Source organism: Paenibacillus sp. V4I3 (assembly GCF_030817215.1).
In the GTDB taxonomy this organism is placed as follows: Bacteria; Bacillota; Bacilli; order Paenibacillales; family NBRC-103111; genus Paenibacillus_E.
Genome location: NZ_JAUSZA010000001.1, coordinates 966,789 through 984,420, shown reverse-complemented (window position 1 = coordinate 984,420; position 17,632 = coordinate 966,789). Strand labels below are relative to the sequence as shown.

Annotated in this window: 20 protein-coding genes and 1 riboswitch; all 20 genes read left to right on the top strand. The window is 47.4% G+C overall.

Annotated elements, in window-relative coordinates:
- Positions 1–25: 25 nt before the first annotated feature.
- On the top strand, positions 26–1,102 hold the full coding sequence (prfA, locus tag QFZ77_RS04640) for a peptide chain release factor 1 (RefSeq protein ID WP_047682215.1): 1,077 nt from the start codon (positions 26–28) through the stop codon (positions 1,100–1,102).
- Positions 1,102–1,986 carry a peptide chain release factor N(5)-glutamine methyltransferase gene (prmC, locus tag QFZ77_RS04635; protein ID WP_307436758.1) on the top strand — a complete coding sequence of 295 codons (885 nt, stop codon included), beginning with the start codon at positions 1,102–1,104 and terminating at the stop codon, positions 1,984–1,986. The genes prfA and prmC overlap by 1 nt, the downstream gene beginning before the upstream one ends.
- Before the next feature lie 245 nt (positions 1,987–2,231).
- The gene (spoIIR, locus tag QFZ77_RS04630) at positions 2,232–2,990 is read left to right on the top strand and encodes a stage II sporulation protein R (RefSeq protein ID WP_307436755.1); all 759 of its coding nucleotides are present in this window, start codon (positions 2,232–2,234) and stop codon (positions 2,988–2,990) included.
- A 55-nt stretch (positions 2,991–3,045) separates the two neighbouring features.
- Positions 3,046–4,119 (top strand): L-threonylcarbamoyladenylate synthase, encoded by a 1,074-nt coding sequence (locus QFZ77_RS04625; RefSeq protein WP_307436752.1) that lies wholly within the window; start codon positions 3,046–3,048, stop codon positions 4,117–4,119.
- 64 nt (positions 4,120–4,183) lie between these two features.
- The gene (locus QFZ77_RS04620; protein ID WP_307436749.1) at positions 4,184–4,744 is read left to right on the top strand and encodes a manganese efflux pump MntP; all 561 of its coding nucleotides are present in this window, start codon (positions 4,184–4,186) and stop codon (positions 4,742–4,744) included.
- A 57-nt stretch (positions 4,745–4,801) separates the two neighbouring features.
- The gene (locus QFZ77_RS04615; RefSeq protein ID WP_307436746.1) at positions 4,802–5,395 is read left to right on the top strand and encodes a low molecular weight protein arginine phosphatase; all 594 of its coding nucleotides are present in this window, start codon (positions 4,802–4,804) and stop codon (positions 5,393–5,395) included.
- 76 nt (positions 5,396–5,471) lie between these two features.
- Positions 5,472–5,552: riboswitch (ZMP/ZTP riboswitch) on the top strand.
- A 104-nt stretch (positions 5,553–5,656) separates the two neighbouring features.
- Positions 5,657–6,115 carry a ribose 5-phosphate isomerase B gene (gene rpiB, locus QFZ77_RS04610; protein WP_307436743.1) on the top strand — a complete coding sequence of 153 codons (459 nt, stop codon included), beginning with the start codon at positions 5,657–5,659 and terminating at the stop codon, positions 6,113–6,115.
- 40 nt (positions 6,116–6,155) lie between these two features.
- The gene (locus tag QFZ77_RS04605) at positions 6,156–6,761 is read left to right on the top strand and encodes a TIGR01440 family protein (RefSeq protein ID WP_307436740.1); all 606 of its coding nucleotides are present in this window, start codon (positions 6,156–6,158) and stop codon (positions 6,759–6,761) included.
- Positions 6,762–6,821: 60 nt separating this feature from the next.
- The gene (locus QFZ77_RS04600) at positions 6,822–8,072 is read left to right on the top strand and encodes a serine hydroxymethyltransferase (RefSeq protein ID WP_171642839.1); all 1,251 of its coding nucleotides are present in this window, start codon (positions 6,822–6,824) and stop codon (positions 8,070–8,072) included.
- A gap of 138 nt (positions 8,073–8,210) precedes the next feature.
- Entirely contained in the window at positions 8,211–10,034 is a 1,824-nt protein-coding gene (locus tag QFZ77_RS04595) for an ABC transporter substrate-binding protein (protein ID WP_307436737.1), read from the top strand.
- Between the two features lie 193 nt (positions 10,035–10,227).
- Positions 10,228–10,857 (top strand): uracil phosphoribosyltransferase, encoded by a 630-nt coding sequence (gene upp, locus QFZ77_RS04590; protein WP_307436734.1) that lies wholly within the window; start codon positions 10,228–10,230, stop codon positions 10,855–10,857.
- A 96-nt stretch (positions 10,858–10,953) separates the two neighbouring features.
- The gene (gene wecB, locus QFZ77_RS04585) at positions 10,954–12,090 is read left to right on the top strand and encodes a non-hydrolyzing UDP-N-acetylglucosamine 2-epimerase (protein ID WP_307436732.1); all 1,137 of its coding nucleotides are present in this window, start codon (positions 10,954–10,956) and stop codon (positions 12,088–12,090) included.
- 223 nt (positions 12,091–12,313) lie between these two features.
- Positions 12,314–12,535: an AtpZ/AtpI family protein gene (locus tag QFZ77_RS04580; protein WP_307436729.1), complete on the top strand. Its 222-nt coding sequence runs from the start codon at positions 12,314–12,316 to the stop codon at positions 12,533–12,535.
- Complete coding sequence (locus tag QFZ77_RS04575; protein WP_307436726.1) at positions 12,532–12,915, top strand: ATP synthase subunit I; 384 nt, start codon at positions 12,532–12,534, stop codon at positions 12,913–12,915. The genes QFZ77_RS04580 and QFZ77_RS04575 overlap by 4 nt, the downstream gene beginning before the upstream one ends.
- Before the next feature lie 37 nt (positions 12,916–12,952).
- Entirely contained in the window at positions 12,953–13,660 is a 708-nt protein-coding gene (gene atpB, locus QFZ77_RS04570) for a F0F1 ATP synthase subunit A (protein ID WP_307436723.1), read from the top strand.
- Between the two features lie 76 nt (positions 13,661–13,736).
- The gene (gene atpE / locus QFZ77_RS04565; protein WP_167055274.1) at positions 13,737–13,964 is read left to right on the top strand and encodes a F0F1 ATP synthase subunit C; all 228 of its coding nucleotides are present in this window, start codon (positions 13,737–13,739) and stop codon (positions 13,962–13,964) included.
- A 75-nt stretch (positions 13,965–14,039) separates the two neighbouring features.
- On the top strand, positions 14,040–14,525 hold the full coding sequence (atpF, locus tag QFZ77_RS04560) for a F0F1 ATP synthase subunit B (RefSeq protein ID WP_307436718.1): 486 nt from the start codon (positions 14,040–14,042) through the stop codon (positions 14,523–14,525).
- Complete coding sequence (locus QFZ77_RS04555) at positions 14,522–15,055, top strand: F0F1 ATP synthase subunit delta (protein ID WP_307436715.1); 534 nt, start codon at positions 14,522–14,524, stop codon at positions 15,053–15,055. Before atpF ends, QFZ77_RS04555 begins: the two co-directional genes overlap by 4 nt.
- A gap of 32 nt (positions 15,056–15,087) precedes the next feature.
- On the top strand, positions 15,088–16,602 hold the full coding sequence (atpA, locus tag QFZ77_RS04550) for a F0F1 ATP synthase subunit alpha (RefSeq protein WP_307436712.1): 1,515 nt from the start codon (positions 15,088–15,090) through the stop codon (positions 16,600–16,602).
- A gap of 128 nt (positions 16,603–16,730) precedes the next feature.
- Positions 16,731–17,588 carry an ATP synthase F1 subunit gamma gene (atpG, locus tag QFZ77_RS04545; RefSeq protein WP_171693077.1) on the top strand — a complete coding sequence of 286 codons (858 nt, stop codon included), beginning with the start codon at positions 16,731–16,733 and terminating at the stop codon, positions 17,586–17,588.
- The last annotated feature ends 44 nt before the right edge of the window (positions 17,589–17,632 follow it).

Here is a 17,632-nt window from a genome sequence, read left to right as displayed (position 1 = left end):
AAAGTAAAGAAAGGAGTGATCCTATATGTTGGATCGACTTCAGTCCATTGTAGACCGCTATGACAAATTAAGCGAACTGTTGTGTGACCCGGATGTAACGAGTGATACGAAGAAACTTAGAGAATACTCGAAAGAGCAATCTGATCTTCAAGAAGCTTATGATGCTTATAACGAATATAAGAGTGTGAGCGAACAGCTAGCCGATGCTAAAGTGATGCAAAACGAAAAGCTGGATGATGAAATGCGTGAAATGGTCAAAATGGAGATCGATGAGCTTAGCGAGCAATCTGCCAAGTTGGAAGAACAACTTAGAATGCTCATGATGCCTAAAGACCCTAATGATGATAAGAACGTAATCGTCGAAATTCGCGGTGCGGCAGGCGGCGACGAAGCTGCTTTGTTCGCGGGCGATTTGTATCGCATGTATACGCGCTATGCGGACGCGCAAGGATGGAGAACGGAGATTCTCGATGCTTCTGTGAACGATTTGGGCGGGTTTAAAGAGATTATTTTCATGATCACCGGTAAAGGCGCTTATAGTAAGTTGAAGTATGAGAGTGGGGCGCACCGTGTACAACGAATTCCTGTAACGGAATCAGGTGGACGTATCCATACCTCAACGTCGACGGTAGTGGTTATGCCGGAAGCGGAAGATGTTGAGATTGTCATCCATGATGCGGATATTCGCGTCGATACGTTCTGTTCCAGTGGAGCGGGCGGTCAGTCGGTTAATACGACGAAATCCGCTGTGCGTGTGACGCACGTACCTACAGGTATCGTAGCGACTTGTCAGGATGGTAAATCGCAGAACTCCAATAAAGAGTCAGCATTACGCGTGCTTCGTACACGTATTTCCGATAAAATGCGTGAGGAAGAGGAAGCGAAATATGCGGGCGAGCGTAAAAGCAAGGTTGGTACTGGTGACCGTTCCGAACGGATTCGTACGTATAACTTCCCGCAAAGCCGAATTACCGATCACCGTATTGGCTTGACTTTGCATCGCTTAGAAACTGTGCTTAATGGTGATATGGCAGAGATCGTTTCGGCGCTCACGATTGCAGCGCAGTCCGATGCTTTAGATAACGGGGAGCAGGCAATGTGATGCCGACTGCTGCTAAGAGTTTAAGAGAAGCCTTTGTTGAGGCTTCTTCTTTTTTAGGGAAGCTCGGTGTGGCCGAGGCTGCTTCCTGTGTGGAATTGCTGCTGCAGCACTTGCTCAGCTGCAGTCGGACGGAACTGCTGTTCCGTTTTCCGGAACAGTTTCCTGTTGAGCTGGCGGAGAAGTGGCGCCAGCTAGTGGAGCGGAAGGCCGCGGGTGAGCCGGTGCAGTATATTATCGGCGAGCAGGATTTCTTCGGCCTTCCTTTTGCGGTTAGCCCGGCCGTGCTGATTCCTCGGCCGGAGACGGAGCTGCTCGTGGAAGCTTTGCTCCACGAGGGCTCGCGTCTGTTCCCGCAAGGCGCTCCGCTGCTTGCGGATGTGGGCACCGGGAGCGGAGCGATCCCGGTGACTGTGGCACACGCGCGCCCTGCGTGGCGCGTGGCCGCCAGCGACATCTCCGCGGCAGCGCTGGAGATGGCCCGCGTGAATGCGCAGCGCCACGGCGTGGCTGCGCGGGTGGAGTGGCTCGAGGGGGACCTTCTCGAGCCCTTCATTGCGCGCCGGATTGCGCCGGATATACTAGTGTCTAACCCACCGTATATCCCTGATGGCGATCTGCCGGCGCTTCAGCCGGAAGTGCGGCTGTTTGAGCCGCACACGGCTTTGTTCGGCGGTGTCGAGGGACTCGACCTGTACCGCCGGATGATCTCACAGCTGCCGCAGCTGCCGCGAATCCCGACTGTGGTCGGGTTCGAGGTGGGCATTCGGCAGGCGGAGGCTGTGGCGGCGATGCTGCGTGCCGCCGCTGATTGGGACGAGATCCGATTCGTGCCGGATCTCCAGGGCATTGATCGCCATGTGATCGCGATCCGATCGCGAGAATAGAGGGAGTTCGTAGCGTTGGGAACGAACGCGATACTTTTGGATAGCACCGAGGTATCGGAGTCTGATAAGAGTGTTTTCCATCGTTAAACTCATCTCCTTCAGCCGAAAGCCACCTCTTTCAACAACGAATCCACCCCCAAGCCCAACTCTATCATTTTCACAAATTTAAATAGTTTACTAGGTTTAGCTCCTCCTCTTATTGCCCATACTGGCTAGTAGAAGCGAAGGGAAAGGGGCTTTTCCTCATGGTTAAGAGATCTAATCGTCAATCTTATAAATCTTTATTATTAGTAGCTTTTGCACTTATTGTTATGATAACTTGTTGGGAATCGAATCGTTCAAATGCGGCGGTTATTTCGCCTACGATACCGGAAGAATCTATTCGCTTACGTATTCTAGCAAACTCCGATTCGGCGCAGGATCAAGCATTGAAACGTGAGATTCGTGATGCGATTATTGCTCGTATGCAGGAGTGGGTCGTTGGTCCGCAAACGCTGGATGACGCAAGAGCCGTAGTAATATCCCACTTGCCTGAATTTGATATCCTTGTTGGACAAATGATTGAAGCACGTGGCTATAGCTATACACATACAGTTGAGCTCGGTAAAGTCCCTTTTCCAACGAAAATGTACGGAAATGAAGTATACCCGGCGGGAGAATATGAAGCGCTGCGCGTGACGATTGGAACGGGGGAAGGTCAGAACTGGTGGTGTGTGTTGTTTCCACCATTATGTTTCGTGGATTCCTTATCCGGAGAAGCGGTAGCATCGGCTGCTGTTGTAGCGAAAACAGAGGGAGATGGTAAGGTAAAGTCATCTCCTACACCTGCAACGAAAGACAGTAAAGTTGCTCCAACGGTTAAACCCGACAAGTCTAACCCTGTCGTTAAAGACGTTAAGGATGCACAAGTGGAAGAAAAAACGGAATCGGTTGATGCTAAGCAGCCACAAGTTAAGTTTTTTATCTGGGAAATGGTGAAGAAGATCGTATCGTGGTTCAGCTAAGAAAAGTCACCCATTCCCATTAGGATCAGAATTTTATTTGAAGTTAGGATGATAGATGATCGTGACAAAATACTGGAAAGTGGATCAGGGTATAGGGACCGAGATAGGTGAGGATTTAGCTGAAGCTGCTCTGCTTCTCCGAAGTGGGGAAACGGTGGCCTTTCCAACAGAGACGGTATATGGTCTTGGGGCAGATGCAACGAATACGGCAGCGGTTCAAGGGATTTTCTCAGCGAAAGGTCGGCCTTCGGACAACCCTCTCATTGTCCACATTGCGGATGTTGAACAGCTTTCAAGTTTAATTCTTTCTGATCGTGTTACGTCGGATCATCGCCAGCTTATGGAGGCTTTCTGGCCGGGTCCTCTTACCATTGTGCTGCCTGTGAAAACAGGTGGCATTTCGCCGTTAGTAACCGCTGGTCTAAAAACTGTGGGTGTGCGAATTCCGGATCATCCTGTGGCTTTGCAGCTTCTTCGTGAAGCGGGACTTCCTATAGCCGCGCCAAGTGCCAATAGCTCAGGCAGACCTAGTCCAACACTCGCCTCTCATGTCAGAGATGATTTAGATGGTCGGATTGGGGGGATCGTGGATGGTGGTGCAACTGGGGTTGGTGTCGAGTCGACTGTTATCGAGATTGTAGGCGGTGAGCTATACATTTTGCGTCCTGGCGGTGTTACGGCAGAGCAGCTGCAATCGGCACTACCTGCTATTCGAATTCATGAGCCAGAGCGGGAAGAAGTACAAGATTCCGAAACACCGCGTGCTCCTGGGATGAAGTATACACATTATGCACCAAAAGGATTTATGCATATCGTTCATGGTGAAGATACAGAATCTGTTGCTGAATGGATCCAAAACGATATTGATGCTGCCAAAACACGAGGTGAGTCAACGGGTGTTCTTACTTTTGAGGAGAGAGCTTCTTGTTATCATGCTGATTTGGTTATTGCCTGCGGATCGTTATCGCAACCAGAAACAATCGCTCAGGATCTTTATGCTGCGTTAAGGCAATTTGATCAAGAAGGCATTCAATATATTGCTGCAGAGGGCTGTCCTGAAACGGGGATTGGCCTTGCGATTATGAATCGACTTCGTAAAGCAGCCGGTCACCGGCTTGTACGTGTTTAGCTAGCATGATTCCCTGTTTGTCCGCATATCTTGAGAGAGAAACGTGGACAAGGGGGATAGCGCTATGCTCGCATCTGGGGTGGAATTTGGGCAGCTAGTAACAATTATTATTATGGCGATTGCTTTGGGCCTGGATGCTTTTTCCTTAGGGATTGGCATAGGGATGAAGGGTATTCGTTTGATTGATATTATGAAAATTAGCTTCGTGATTGGTATATTTCACGTTCTCATGCCTTTGATGGGTATGTTTATGGGGCAATATGTTTCATTGCTGCTAGGGAATGTCGCTACAGCGGCTGGGGGATGTTTGCTCATTCTTTTGGGTTCGCATATGGTATATAGTTCGATTCGTGGAGAAGAAGCGACTTCTTTTGATCATAGGTCAATTTGGGGCCTGACGATCTTCTCGCTTAGTGTCAGTATTGATTCATTCTCTGTGGGTGTATCCCTTGGCATGTTTGCTACAGATATTGTGTTGACGGTGCTGATATTTGGTCTGTTTGGGGGTTTGCTATCCATCGCCGGTTTGTTGGTTGGTAGGCGGGTAAGCGGCTTGGTAGGCGAGTATGGCGAGGCTTTTGGCGGGCTTATTTTGCTCACGTTTGGGATCAAGTTTTTACTATGATACAATAGGGTATATAAAGTTTTCATCTTAGCTTATGCTTATGATTAGGAGGGAATCATGTTGCGAATTCTATTTGTCTGTACAGGAAATACGTGCCGCAGTCCATTAGCAGAAGGTTTGCTGCGTATCAGGGTGCATCAAGAAGGGCTTGCGGCGGAGGTTCGTTCAGCAGGGGTATCCGCGGTGACGGGTGGTCCAATTTCCCGAAATAGTGCATCGCTTTTACAGGAAGCGGGCTTCAAGGAGTCCATTAGTTCTTTGGCGATCCAAGAGTCTGAAGTGAATTGGGCTGATCTCATTTTGACGATGACGATGGGTCATAAGCGTACGGTCATTCAGCGGTTTCCGGGTGCGATTGAAAAGACTTTTACGCTCAAAGAGTACGCCCTGGATGATGCTCATATTTTACAGGCGATTGAGGAAAGGGAGCAGCTCGTTACGGAGCTTCAGCTCAAACAGGCTCTTTCGCAAGAAGTGTCTGTAGAAGAAAGAAGCCGCATTTATAAACTTGAACATGCGATTCCTGACTTTGACATTTCTGACCCGTTCGGAGGCTCCATAGAGACTTACCGACAAACGGCCGAGGAAATCAGCGGGAGTTTAGATAAATTGGTTCAGAAAATACGTGCACGAAACGAAGGCTCCAAATAACTCACGTTCTATATATACGAATTGCGGATACATCTTTACACATGGGGTAGAATGCGATAAAATAGAGGTATCAATCAAGACTCAATGTAACTGGCGACGAGTGGGAGTAACCACAATGGAGCATTGAGCTATACGGCCGGTCGCCTGGGCAAAAGAGCAACGCGCGTTTTCTAGCGTGTCCGCTCTTTTTTTCGTTTTCTGGTGAGCTTTGGGATATAATAGGATGGTCGAATTTCGAACAAGCAAAGGAGCGTTCTACTCATGAAAATTGCTTTAGGTGCGGATCATGCAGGCTATCGTTTGAAAGATGTTATCATTCCTTTTATTGAGTCATTAGGTCATCAAGTCGTCGATTACGGCTGCACCTGTGCAGATTCGGTCGATTATCCCGACTATGCGCTTAAAGTTTGTGAGCAAGTGGTATCAGGCGAAGCTGACAAAGGTATTCTGATTTGCGGAACGGGTATCGGGATGTCGATTGCCGCGAATAAGGTTCCGGGCATCCGCTGTGCACTTGTGCATGATCTATTTTCAGCGAAAGCGACGCGTGAGCACAATGATACGAACGTACTTGCCTTAGGGGAACGTGTTATTGGACCGGGTGTAGCAGAGGAAATCGTGAAAATTTGGCTCGAAACCGAGTTTTCTCAAGGTGTTCGCCACCAGAATCGGATTAACAAAGTGCAAAGTATCGAAGACCGTTTCACACTGCATCCATAGAATATTTCCTAACGGAAAATTCGAGAAACGAGGGATCACGATGACAGATTCCATTCTTTCTAATGTTGCCGAGGCTTTGGAAACGAATCTTCGGGAATTGGTCAAAGTCGGCAATCTAAGATCAGGTCACATTCTGATTATCGGAACGAGCACGAGTGAAATTCTCGGGCATAGGATCGGTACATCGGGTACGCTGGATGCGGCCAAGCCGATTTTTGAAACGGCGCAGCGAATAAGCCGCGAGTTCGGGCTGCATTTAGCTTTTCAATGCTGCGAGCATTTGAACCGCGCGATTGTTATTGAGGAAGAGCTGCTATCGCATGCGCCTCAGCTTGAGCCTGTCTCTGTCATTCCGGTGCCAAGGGCCGGAGGCTCGATGGCCTCCTATGCGTACCGTCATTTCGCGAAGCCGGTCGTTGTCGAGATGATTCAGGCACATGCCGGAATCGATATTGGCAGCACACTCATCGGGATGCATCTGCGCCCAGTTGCTGTGCCAGCAAGACCGCCAGTGCGAAACATTGGCCATGCCTATGTAACGATGGCTTTTACCCGGCCTAAGCTGGTCGGTGGTACAAGGGCAGTATACTCGCAAGATATCGCTGATCAGCTCTATCAAACAGCCGCACCCGATGCGGATTGTTAGCCATTTACCTCAATGAATAAAGACTTAACAAATAAGATTATCCTGTAGGAGGAATTTAATATGACAAACTTTTTGAGCAAACAAGATCCTAAAATTGTAGCAGCCATGAACCTTGAGCTTGCCCGTCAGCGTGACAAAATTGAGCTTATTGCATCCGAAAACATCGTAAGCCAAGCTGTTCTTGAAGCTATGGGTACAGTGCTAACGAACAAATATGCTGAAGGCTACCCAGGCAAAAGATACTATGGCGGCTGTGAGCATGTAGACATCGTAGAAGATATCGCTCGCGATCGTGCAAAAGAGCTTTTCGGTGCTGAGCATGCAAACGTTCAACCGCATTCCGGCGCACAAGCCAACATGGCTGTTTACTTGGCGGCTCTAAACCCTGGTGATACTGTTCTGGGTATGAACCTGGCACATGGTGGTCACTTAACGCACGGTAGCCCTGTGAATGCATCCGGTATTCTGTACAACTTCGTAGCTTACGGCGTAAGCGAAAAAGATTTCCGCATTGATTACGACGATGTTCGTAAAGCTGCATTCAAACACAAGCCTCGCATGCTCGTAGCTGGCGCAAGTGCTTACCCGCGCACGATTGATTTCGAAGCATTGGCTTCCATTGCTAATGATGTCGGCGCACTTTTCTTCGTCGATATGGCACATATTGCAGGTCTTGTTGCGGCTGGTTTGCACCCGAACCCAGTGCCGCACGCACATTTCGTAACGACAACAACGCACAAAACGCTTCGCGGTCCTCGCGGCGGTATGATTCTTACGCGCAAAGCTTGGGCTGCAGCGATCGATAAGGCCGTTTTCCCTGGTACGCAAGGTGGTCCTTTGATGCATACGATTGCAGCAAAAGCTGTTTCCTTCGGTGAAGCTCTGCAACCAGATTTCAAAACATACGGACAAAACGTGATCAACAATGCGCAAGCATTGGCGACTGCTCTAACAGCTGAAGGTATTAACCTTGTTTCCGGCGGTACGGATAACCACTTGATGCTGATCGATTTGCGCAACTTGAACATTTCGGGTAAAGACGCTGAACACGTTCTAGACGAAATTGGTATTACAGCAAACAAAAACGCGATTCCTTTTGACCCAACAAGTCCGTTCATCACTAGCGGTATCCGTCTTGGTACACCTGCTGTAACATCCCGTGGTATGAATGAAGAAGCGATGAAAACAATCGCGAAAGTTATTGGACTTACCTTGAAAAACCCGAAAGACGAAGCTGTTTTGGAAAAAGCACGCGGTTTAGTGAAAGACCTGACAGCACAGTATCCGCTTTACCCAGGTTTAACTTATTAATTCTAGTTTTAAAAAATGTTCAGGCCGGCTCTCTGGAGTCGGCTTTTTTTTACCCTTTTATCGGTCCAGGGGCTGTTGACGAAAGTATGGGGGCAGACCTATACTTCTTGGTAATTCGTGTAAAAGGAGGTTGCATCCATGCAGCTTGTTTTACAGTACGTGCAGTTGAAAACAACAATAATGCGGGTCCACAATTTTCAACAAACAGATATGGATGTGCCCGTGTCCGTTGAAGAAATAGCCGGTTACCTGTATTGTACGGAACGCAATGTGAAAATATTGATTCGTAAGATGATTGAGATGGCGTGGATTTCCTGGACACCGGGTCGCGGGCGCGGTAATCGTTCTACGATCCGGTTTCTGGCTTCCGTCGAAGATCTTTTGTTTACTGAAGCGAAATTGCATGTTGAGCAGGGGAATTTGAACAGCGCGATGAGTTTGTTTCAAATAGAAGGATTGGATCCAGGAGTCATGGATCGATTCTTAGCTTGGTTAGGAAGTTACTTTGGGTATAGAGGGACCCTTGAGTCTGGCGATCCTGAAACCCTTCGATTGCCGATGCAGATGAGAGTCTTGACCCTAGACCCTGTGGATGTGCTATTCTCTGGTGATCTCCATTTCGTCAAGCAGGCTTTTGATACGCTGATCTATTTTGATCCTGCTTGCGGCAGCTTAGAGCCAGGTTTGGCGCATGACTGGGAATGTAATGAGAATGCAACGATCTGGACATTTTATTTACGTAAGCGGGTACGATTCCATCATGGTCGTGAGATGACATCGGCAGACGCGGTGTTTTCGCTTAATCGGGTGCGTACGCTAGGCACGGAAGATTCTCCAAACCGATGGCTGCTGGAATCTGTTAGAGACATCCGCGCAGTGGATCGACTGACCGTTAGAGTCGAGTTGAATGCGCCGAATTATATGTTTCCACACTACGTAAGTTCCTACCAGGCCGCGATCGTACCGGCTGATGTGTACAGTCCTCAGAAAGTGAGCGATCCAGGCATGCTGCCCGTTGGGACTGGTCCATTTCGGATTACGAGATATGATGAGGGAGGCGTAACATTCGAAGCGTTCGTGGATTATTACCGGGAGTCCGCCCACCTGGATCGTATCGAACTGCTTTGTGTTCCGGAAATGGTGAGTGAGCGAAGGTGGCAGCAGCTGAACTTCCAAATGGGCAAGCTCAGTCATTCTAAACAGCCGACACCGGCGCATTGGTGTAAAAAAGAAATCATGATGCTGGGTTCCAGCATGCTGGTCTTTAATTTACGAAAGGAAGGGCCTCAGCAGGATATCCATTTTCGTCAAGCGCTGCAGCTAGTACTTAACCGCAGCGGTATGATTAAGGAACTAGGGTTATATAATGCGATACCTGCAGCAGATTTCTTGCCGACCGATTCGCCAGTCGAACTGCCGGAAGATGACCAGCCTGAACGAGCTAGAGAATTACTAAGTCAATGCGGATATGAAGGCCAGCCGATAACGATGACTTTCACCCCAAAAAACCGTGCTCTAGCTGAATGGGTTCATGCTCGCTGCCTCGAAATCGGAATTCAGGTTGCTCTACAAGAATATTCTTTTGAGGAAATGTCCAAAGTGCATAGGATGCAATGCGCAGATATCATTGTCGGCGGGGTTGTCGCAGATGACGATGAGGCCCGTTGTCTGATTGAGATGTATAAGATAGGCAACTTGGCGCTGCGCGTTTACGCGACCGATGAACAGCGCAGAACGTTCGATGAAACCATTGCCTCCATCGAAGCTGAGCCTGACAGTCAGGTACGTTTACAACGAATCCGCTCCATGCAAGGATTATTATCGCATAACCACTCGGTCTTATTTCTTCTACATACAACCCAACAATTAGTTTATAGTCCACACCTTCAAGGTATTTCTTTCAATACGCTTGGTTGGTTCGATTTCAAGAGCATCTGGTTCTGCCCCGAAATCGTAGATTGAGCTGATCATGTTATTCCAAAGCCGCTCGGGTGAATAGTCCTAGTGGTTTTTTCTTGTAAAATGGATATTCACGGAAGCTTTGGTTTTTCAGAGGATAAGTTGGATAACATATGATATAATGGACGAGGTTTGTCGTACCATGACGATATTTTTTGTGAAATACATATAAAACTCAGCTCTTTAGGAGGAAATTATGGGGAAGTTATTTATTTGTGATCATCCGTTAATTCAACATAAGTTAACTTATATTCGGGATGAGAATACGAAAACGAAGGATTTTCGAGATCTCGTAGACGAGGTTGCGACTTTAATGGCCTATGAGATTACGAGAGATATTCCGCTTGAGCATATTCAGGTGAAAACACCTGTGACTACAGCAGATTGCCGTATTATTTCTGGCAGAATGCTGGGACTCATTCCGATCCTGCGTGCAGGTCTGGGTATGGTAGATGGGATACTTAAGCTGATTCCTGCTGCTAAAGTTGGACATGTTGGACTCTACCGTGATCCTGACACGCTTCAACCTGTCGAGTATTATGTGAAGCTGCCGACAGATGTCCTGGAGCGGGAGTTAATTGTTATTGACCCGATGCTGGCCACAGGCGGATCCGCGAATATGGCGATTGAAGTGCTGAAACGCAGAGGCTGTACGCAAATGAAGCTGATGTGCTTAATTGCAGCACCAGAAGGGATCAAAGCAGTTCAACAAGAGCATCCAGATGTTGATATTTACGTAGCTGCCGTTGATGACTACCTGAACGATCATGGCTATATCGTACCGGGACTTGGTGACGCAGGGGATCGTCTGTTCGGCACTAAGTAATTGGCTTACGAAGTAAGCTTTCCTATGGAAAGCTCTAAAGTTAATGCTTACGAAGAATAGCTTTCCTACGGAAAGCTCTAAGGGGAGAAGAAACCGATGAAACGTTTAAAAGTCATTACGATCTTCGGAACAAGACCCGAAGCGATTAAGATGGCTCCGCTTATTTTGGAGCTGGAGAAGCATCCTGAACATATTGAGTCCCTTGTCTGTGTGACAGCTCAGCATCGACAAATGCTGGATCAGGTACTCGATATTTTCAAAATTAAACCGGATTTCGACTTGAACGTCATGAAAGACCGCCAAACGTTAAATGAGATTACGATGCGTGTATTGCAAGGTTTGGAGCCTGTCTTCCAAGAAGCTAAGCCTGACCTGATTCTCGTTCACGGCGATACATTGACGACATTCCTTGCAAGCTATGCGGCATTCATGCAGCAAATTCAAGTGGGACATGTAGAGGCAGGTCTTCGTACGTGGAACAAAATGTCCCCTTACCCGGAGGAAATGAACCGTCAATTAACGGGTGTGCTAGCGGATTTGCACTTTGCGCCAACTGGGCAATCGGCTGATAATCTGCGGAAAGAAAATAAATCTGAATCCCAGATTTATGTGACGGGGAATACGGTTACGGATGTGTTTAAATACACGGTACAGGAGAAATTTGATCATCCTGTTCTGGAATGGGCAGCGGGCCGCAAGCTGATCTTGATGACGGCGCATCGCCGTGAAGCGCAAGGTGAGCCTCATCGTCAAATCTTCCGTGCAGTGAAACGTATTGCAGATGAATTCGAAGACATTGCGATCGTTTATCCCGTACATCCAAGTCCTGCAGTCAAGGAACCCGCACATGAGATCCTGGGCAATCACCCACGCATCAAGCTGGTAGACCCATTTGACGTATTCGAGTTCCACAACTTCTATCCGCACGCCCATATGATCCTGACAGACTCTGGTGGTCTTCAAGAAGAAGCGCCGTCTTTTGGTGTGCCGGTTCTAGTTCTGCGGGATACGACAGAACGTCCTGAGGGTATCCAGGCAGGTACGCTTGAACTCGTTGGAACGGATGAGGAAGTGGTCTATGAGCGTGCTCGCGCGCTTCTAACCGATCCAGATTTATACAACAAAATGAGTCAAGCCGCCAACCCTTATGGGGATGGAAAATCGTCTGAACGCATCGTGCAAGCGATACTTTATCACTTCGGCAAGACCTCTGAGCGTCCGGAAGCATTCTAACCGTGACAAAATCATGACAAACGCTACAGCGTACAGTTCGACTGTTTGGTTTGGAAACTCGCAAACCCTAGAGCCGCAAGGCTCTGAGTGGTTTTGTAAGAAGTCACAAATGAAGTTCCGTCAATTGACAAACCTTGCATGGCTTCGATACAATGAATGAGGATTCGTAGCACTATGTCTACGAAGCGGGTTTTCCTATGTGGAAAACTCTCAGGAGGATGCGATGAAACGGCCAAATCCCAACGATAATCCGTGGCGGGCAGTAGCGTTAACTAGTGCAATTGGTATTGACCTCGTTGTTTGTTTAGGAGCCGGATATTTTCTCGGCGATTGGTTGAGTCACACACTAGGGGGACAGCTTTGGTTGTTAGGCGGATTTTTGCTCGGGCTTGTAACCGGAATCATTAGCATTTACTTCATGATAAAGCAGTACGGAGGGCTATGATGGATGACTTTTCAGCCACTCTGAAAACGGTTCAAAATGTATTTCTTTTCTTCTTATCCTTTTGTTTGGCTGCATGGGCGCTTCTTGTCGACTACAGGATTTACATTGCCGGTATTATGCTTGGTTCGATTGCGAGTATGATCAGCGCAAGGTTTTTAGCCTGGAAGATTAACAAGCTGGCAGCAGCTGCGATAGAGCAGACCGGGCGGAAGGTAACCCTAGGTTTTCTTACTAGGGCAGCAATCGCTGGGTTCGTAGGTTTGGTTGCCGTAAGGTATCCCGAACATGTTGCGTTATCTACAACGATCGTTGGATACTTTTTTGCTCAATTGGCAACACTCGTACTGGGTATTCTTTCTATTCGAAAGTCTAAGAAGTAATTCCACGATGTAACTTCAATGGATGAAAGGGGTGAAAATGGAAAACATGGAACATCACGCACCAGAATTTGAGTGGTTAGGTATTCACTTCGACGCATCTGCACTCATGATGATCGGAATTACCACCATTATCGTGCTTATCCTTGCAATCGCAGGGGCCAGCCGAGCATCGGTAACGAATCCTTCGAAATTGCAAAACTTTATGGAATGGACCATTGAGTTTGTAGAAGGCATTATTGGAAGCACGATTGGTTCGAAGCATGGCAAAGGCTTTATCGCGCTTGGTCTTACGCTCATTATGTACATCTTTATCGGCAACATGCTTGGCCTTCCGTTCTCGATCGTGACTGAAGATCATGTATCATGGTGGAAATCACCGACAGCAGATATCGCTGTAACAGGAGCGCTTACGGTTATCGTCATCTTGCTCAGTCATTATCTAGGGGTAACTCGTAATACGAAGCATTATTTCGCGCATTACTTTGAATTTAAAGGGGCTATGCTGATCCTTCATTTGATTGAAGTTGTATCGAAGCCGCTTACGCTCGCTTTCCGTCTTTACGGTAATATTTATGCAGGTGAAATTATGATATCTGTCATCATTGGGGCAGGCTGGTTTGGGATTGCGCCTCTCTTCGTATGGCAGGGCTTCAGTGTGTTCGTTGGTGCAATTCAAGCCTTCGTATTTACGATGCTAACAATGGTTTACATCTCGCAAACGTTGATTCACGAAGAAAAGCATTAAGAGTAAGACTTACCTCGGGAAGTCTCGAGTCACTTATACAAAAACAAACTTAAGAATTTGAGGGAGGATTTTATCAATGGGAGCAATAGCATTAGTAGCAGCAGGTATCGTATTCGGTTTAGGAGCACTAGGAGCAGGTATTGGTAACGGTTTGATCGTAGGTCGCGCTTTGGAAGGTATTTCCCGTCAACCAGAACTTCGTGGTACGCTTCAAACAACAATGTTTATCGGGGTAGGTCTAGTTGAGGCAATGCCGGTCGTTGCATTGGTTCTTGCGTTCATCTTTATGGGAAAAGCAGGCTAATAAATCGCTTGGCGCGGAAGGCAATAGCCTCCACGCCTTCGTTTTGCCCATGTTATCAGAAGGGAGTGACGTTACTTGCATATTGAATGGTCCACATTTTGGATTCAACTTATCGCGTTCTTAATTTTATATTTGTTGCTTTCTAAATTTGCGTTCGGTCCTCTGTTCGGCATGATGGAGAAACGCAGACAATTGGTTAAAGATCAAATTCAAACAGCAGAAACAAGCCGCAAGCAAGCTGAACTACTGTTAGAGGAACAAAAGCAAGAACTGCAAAAAACACGTAAGGAAGCTTACGAAATCATTGAGCAAGCGAAGCAAACGGGTTCCAAGCAAGCGGATGAAATTATTCGTGCTGCTGGAGCAGAGTCCGCTCGTCTCAAAGACGAAGCCCTTAAAGATATTGAAAATGAGAAGAACAAAGCGGTTGCCGCTCTTCGCAGCCAAGTTGGCGCGATGTCCGTTCTGATCGCATCCAAAATTATTGAAAAGCAAATCGACGAAAAGTCACAAGAACAACTGGTTGAGCATTACCTCAAAGAGGTAGGAGGCAACGTATGAGTGACATCGTCGTAGCGAAGCGTTATGCCAAGGCTCTGTTCGAAGTAGCGAAGGATAAAGGTATCATTTCCCAAGTTGAAGAAGAGTTGAAATCTGTAGCTAGTGCGATTAGGGACAATGCAGACTTGCAGAAGTTCCTGAACCATCCGAACATCGGGACTTCCGCTAAAACGGACCTGCTGAAGCAGATTTTCGAAGGCAAAGTTTCCGAACCGGTGTGGAACACGCTGCTGGTCTTGATTGATAAAGGAAGACAATCGATTCTTTCAGCCTTGGTTAACGACTATGTCAAGGTTGCGAATGAAGCCCTTGGACAAGCGAGTGCCATTGTTTACTCCGCATTCGAATTGACGGATGCTCAGCAAGATGAGATTGCTTCACATTTCAGCAAAGTAACAGGTAAAACGATTCGTGTTTCGAATGAAGTCGAGCCCAAATTGCTCGGTGGCGTTCAAGTGCGCATCGGTGATCGTTTATATGATGGAAGCTTGGCAGGCAAGTTGGATCGTTTGGCCAAAGCGTTAGTTTAACACAAGCACTGTAAGAATAGGGGTGAAGTTCGTTGAGTATCAAACCTGAAGAAATCAGCTCATTGATTAAACAACAGATTGAAAACTATAATTCCGATATCCAAGTGGTTGATGTAGGTACAGTCATTCAAGTTGGTGATGGTATCGCTCGTGCTCACGGCTTGGAAAGCGTAATGGCAGGCGAGCTGCTTGAGTTTCCAAGTGGCGTTCTGGGCTACGCGTTTAACCTGGAAGAAAGCAACGTAGGTATCGTTATTCTCGGACCTTACAAAGATATTCGTGAAGGCGACCAAGTAAAACGTACCGGCCGCATCATGGAAATTCCTGTAGGCGACGCACTTCTCGGCCGTGTTGTTAACCCACTGGGTCAACCAGTCGATGGTAGAGGTCCTATCGAAACAACTGGATTCCGCCCAATCGAATCCCCAGCACCAGGCGTTATGGCCCGTAAATCGGTACATGAGCCTATGCAAACTGGGATCAAAGCGATTGATGCGATGGTACCGGTTGGCCGTGGACAACGTGAGTTGATCATCGGTGACCGTCAAACAGGTAAAACAGCGATCGCAATCGATGCGATCATCAACCAAAAAGGCAACGGAGTTAAATGTATTTACGTTGCTATCGGTCAAAAGCAATCCACTGTCGTAGGTGTTGTTGAAACACTTCGTCACGCTGGCGCTTTGGACTACACAATCGTTGTAACAGCTTCTGCTTCCGAGCCTTCACCAATGCTTTGGTTGGCTCCGTACGCAGGTTGCGCAATGGGAGAGTACTTCATGTACAAAGGCGAGCACGTGTTGATCGTCTATGATGACTTGTCCAAACAAGCAGCTGCTTACCGTGAGTTATCCCTTTTGCTTCGTCGTCCACCGGGTCGTGAAGCTTATCCAGGGGATGTTTTCTACTTGCACTCCCGTCTTCTAGAGCGTGCTGCGAAACTGAATGATGAGCTAGGTGGCGGTTCTATGACGGCACTTCCTTTCATTGAAACACAAGCAGGCGATATCTCGGCATACATTCCTACGAACGTAATTTCAATTACGGACGGACAAATCTTCTTAGAATCCGACTTGTTCTACTCAGGTCAGCGTCCAGCGGTTAACGTTGGTAACTCTGTATCCCGTGTAGGGGGCTCTGCACAAACGAAAGCGATGAAAAAAGTTGCCGGTACACTTCGTGTTGACTTGGCACAATATCGTGAGCTTGCTGCATTTGCCGCATTCGGATCTGACTTAGATAAAGCTACTCAATCGCGTTTGGACCGTGGTGTTCGTACGCTTGAAATTTTGAAACAAGGTGTTCACCAACCGATGTCTTTGGAAAAGCAAGTTGCTTCCCTTTACACGGTTGTTAAAGGGCATGTGGATGATCTTCCTGTTCAAGACGTAACGCGTTTTGAAGGTCAATTCTTGGCTTACCTGGAATCGAACCGTCCAGAAATTCTACACAGCATTCGTGATACGAAGGACATCACTCCGGATAACGATAAAGCGCTAGTAGAAGCAATTGTTCAATTTAAAAAGAGCTTCGCAGCTTCTGAATAAATCATGATGGCAGAGCTTCATGTTGAAATGGAGCTTTGTCTACCATGTTAATCCTGGGCAGGCTGATCGCCTGAATTCAGGTCTTCGAATGAAGGCTTTTCTAAGCCTCAAAAGAGAGGTGAGCAGGTATGGCAAAAGGAATGCGCGAGATTAAGCGCCAAATCAAGTCCACACAAAACACGAAACAAATTACGAGAGCGATGGAAATGGTCTCTGCAGCGAATTTGAGACGAGCACAACGTTCTGCGGAAGCAGCACGTCCTTACTCCGATAAGTTGAAAGAAGTCGTTCAAAGCATCGCAGCTGGAAGCAAAGGGATCAAACACCCGATGTTACAGTCGCGCGAAGTGAAGAAGACAGGCTATTTAGTAATCACCTCGGATCGTGGATTGGCTGGAGGCTACAACGCTAACGTGTTGCGGAAGGTCATGACCGAGATTCGTGAAAACCATAAATCAACAGCTGAATATTCGATTTTTGTAATCGGACGTAAAGGCAGCAACTTCTTTCACAAACGCAACATGCCAATTGTAGAAGAAGTAACAGGTGTTCCGGATTCACCGAAATTCGCGGATATTAAATCTGTGGCTACTGCAGCAGTGAAGAACTTCGAAAACGGAACGTATGACCAGTTGTTCTTGGTATACAACCAATTCAAAAATGCGATTACCCAAATTCCAACTATGATCCGCCTGCTTCCTATGGAAGAAGTAACTGGCGTGGCTGCTGCAAGTTATGAGTATGAGCCATCACCAGAAGGCGTTCTGGAAGTATTGCTGCCTAAATATGCTGAAACGCTTATTTACAGTGCTGTATTGGAAGGTAAAGCAAGTGAGTTTGGTGCGAGAATGACAGCGATGAACTCCGCTACGAAGAACGCAACGAAAATGATCAGCGGCTACACATTAGCCTACAACCGTGCGCGTCAAGCTTCGATTACCCAGGAAATATCGGAAATCGTTGCTGGAGCGAACGCGAACGCATGATATTAAAGCTTCTACGGAAGCAAAGCTTTTCTTAGGAGGGAAAC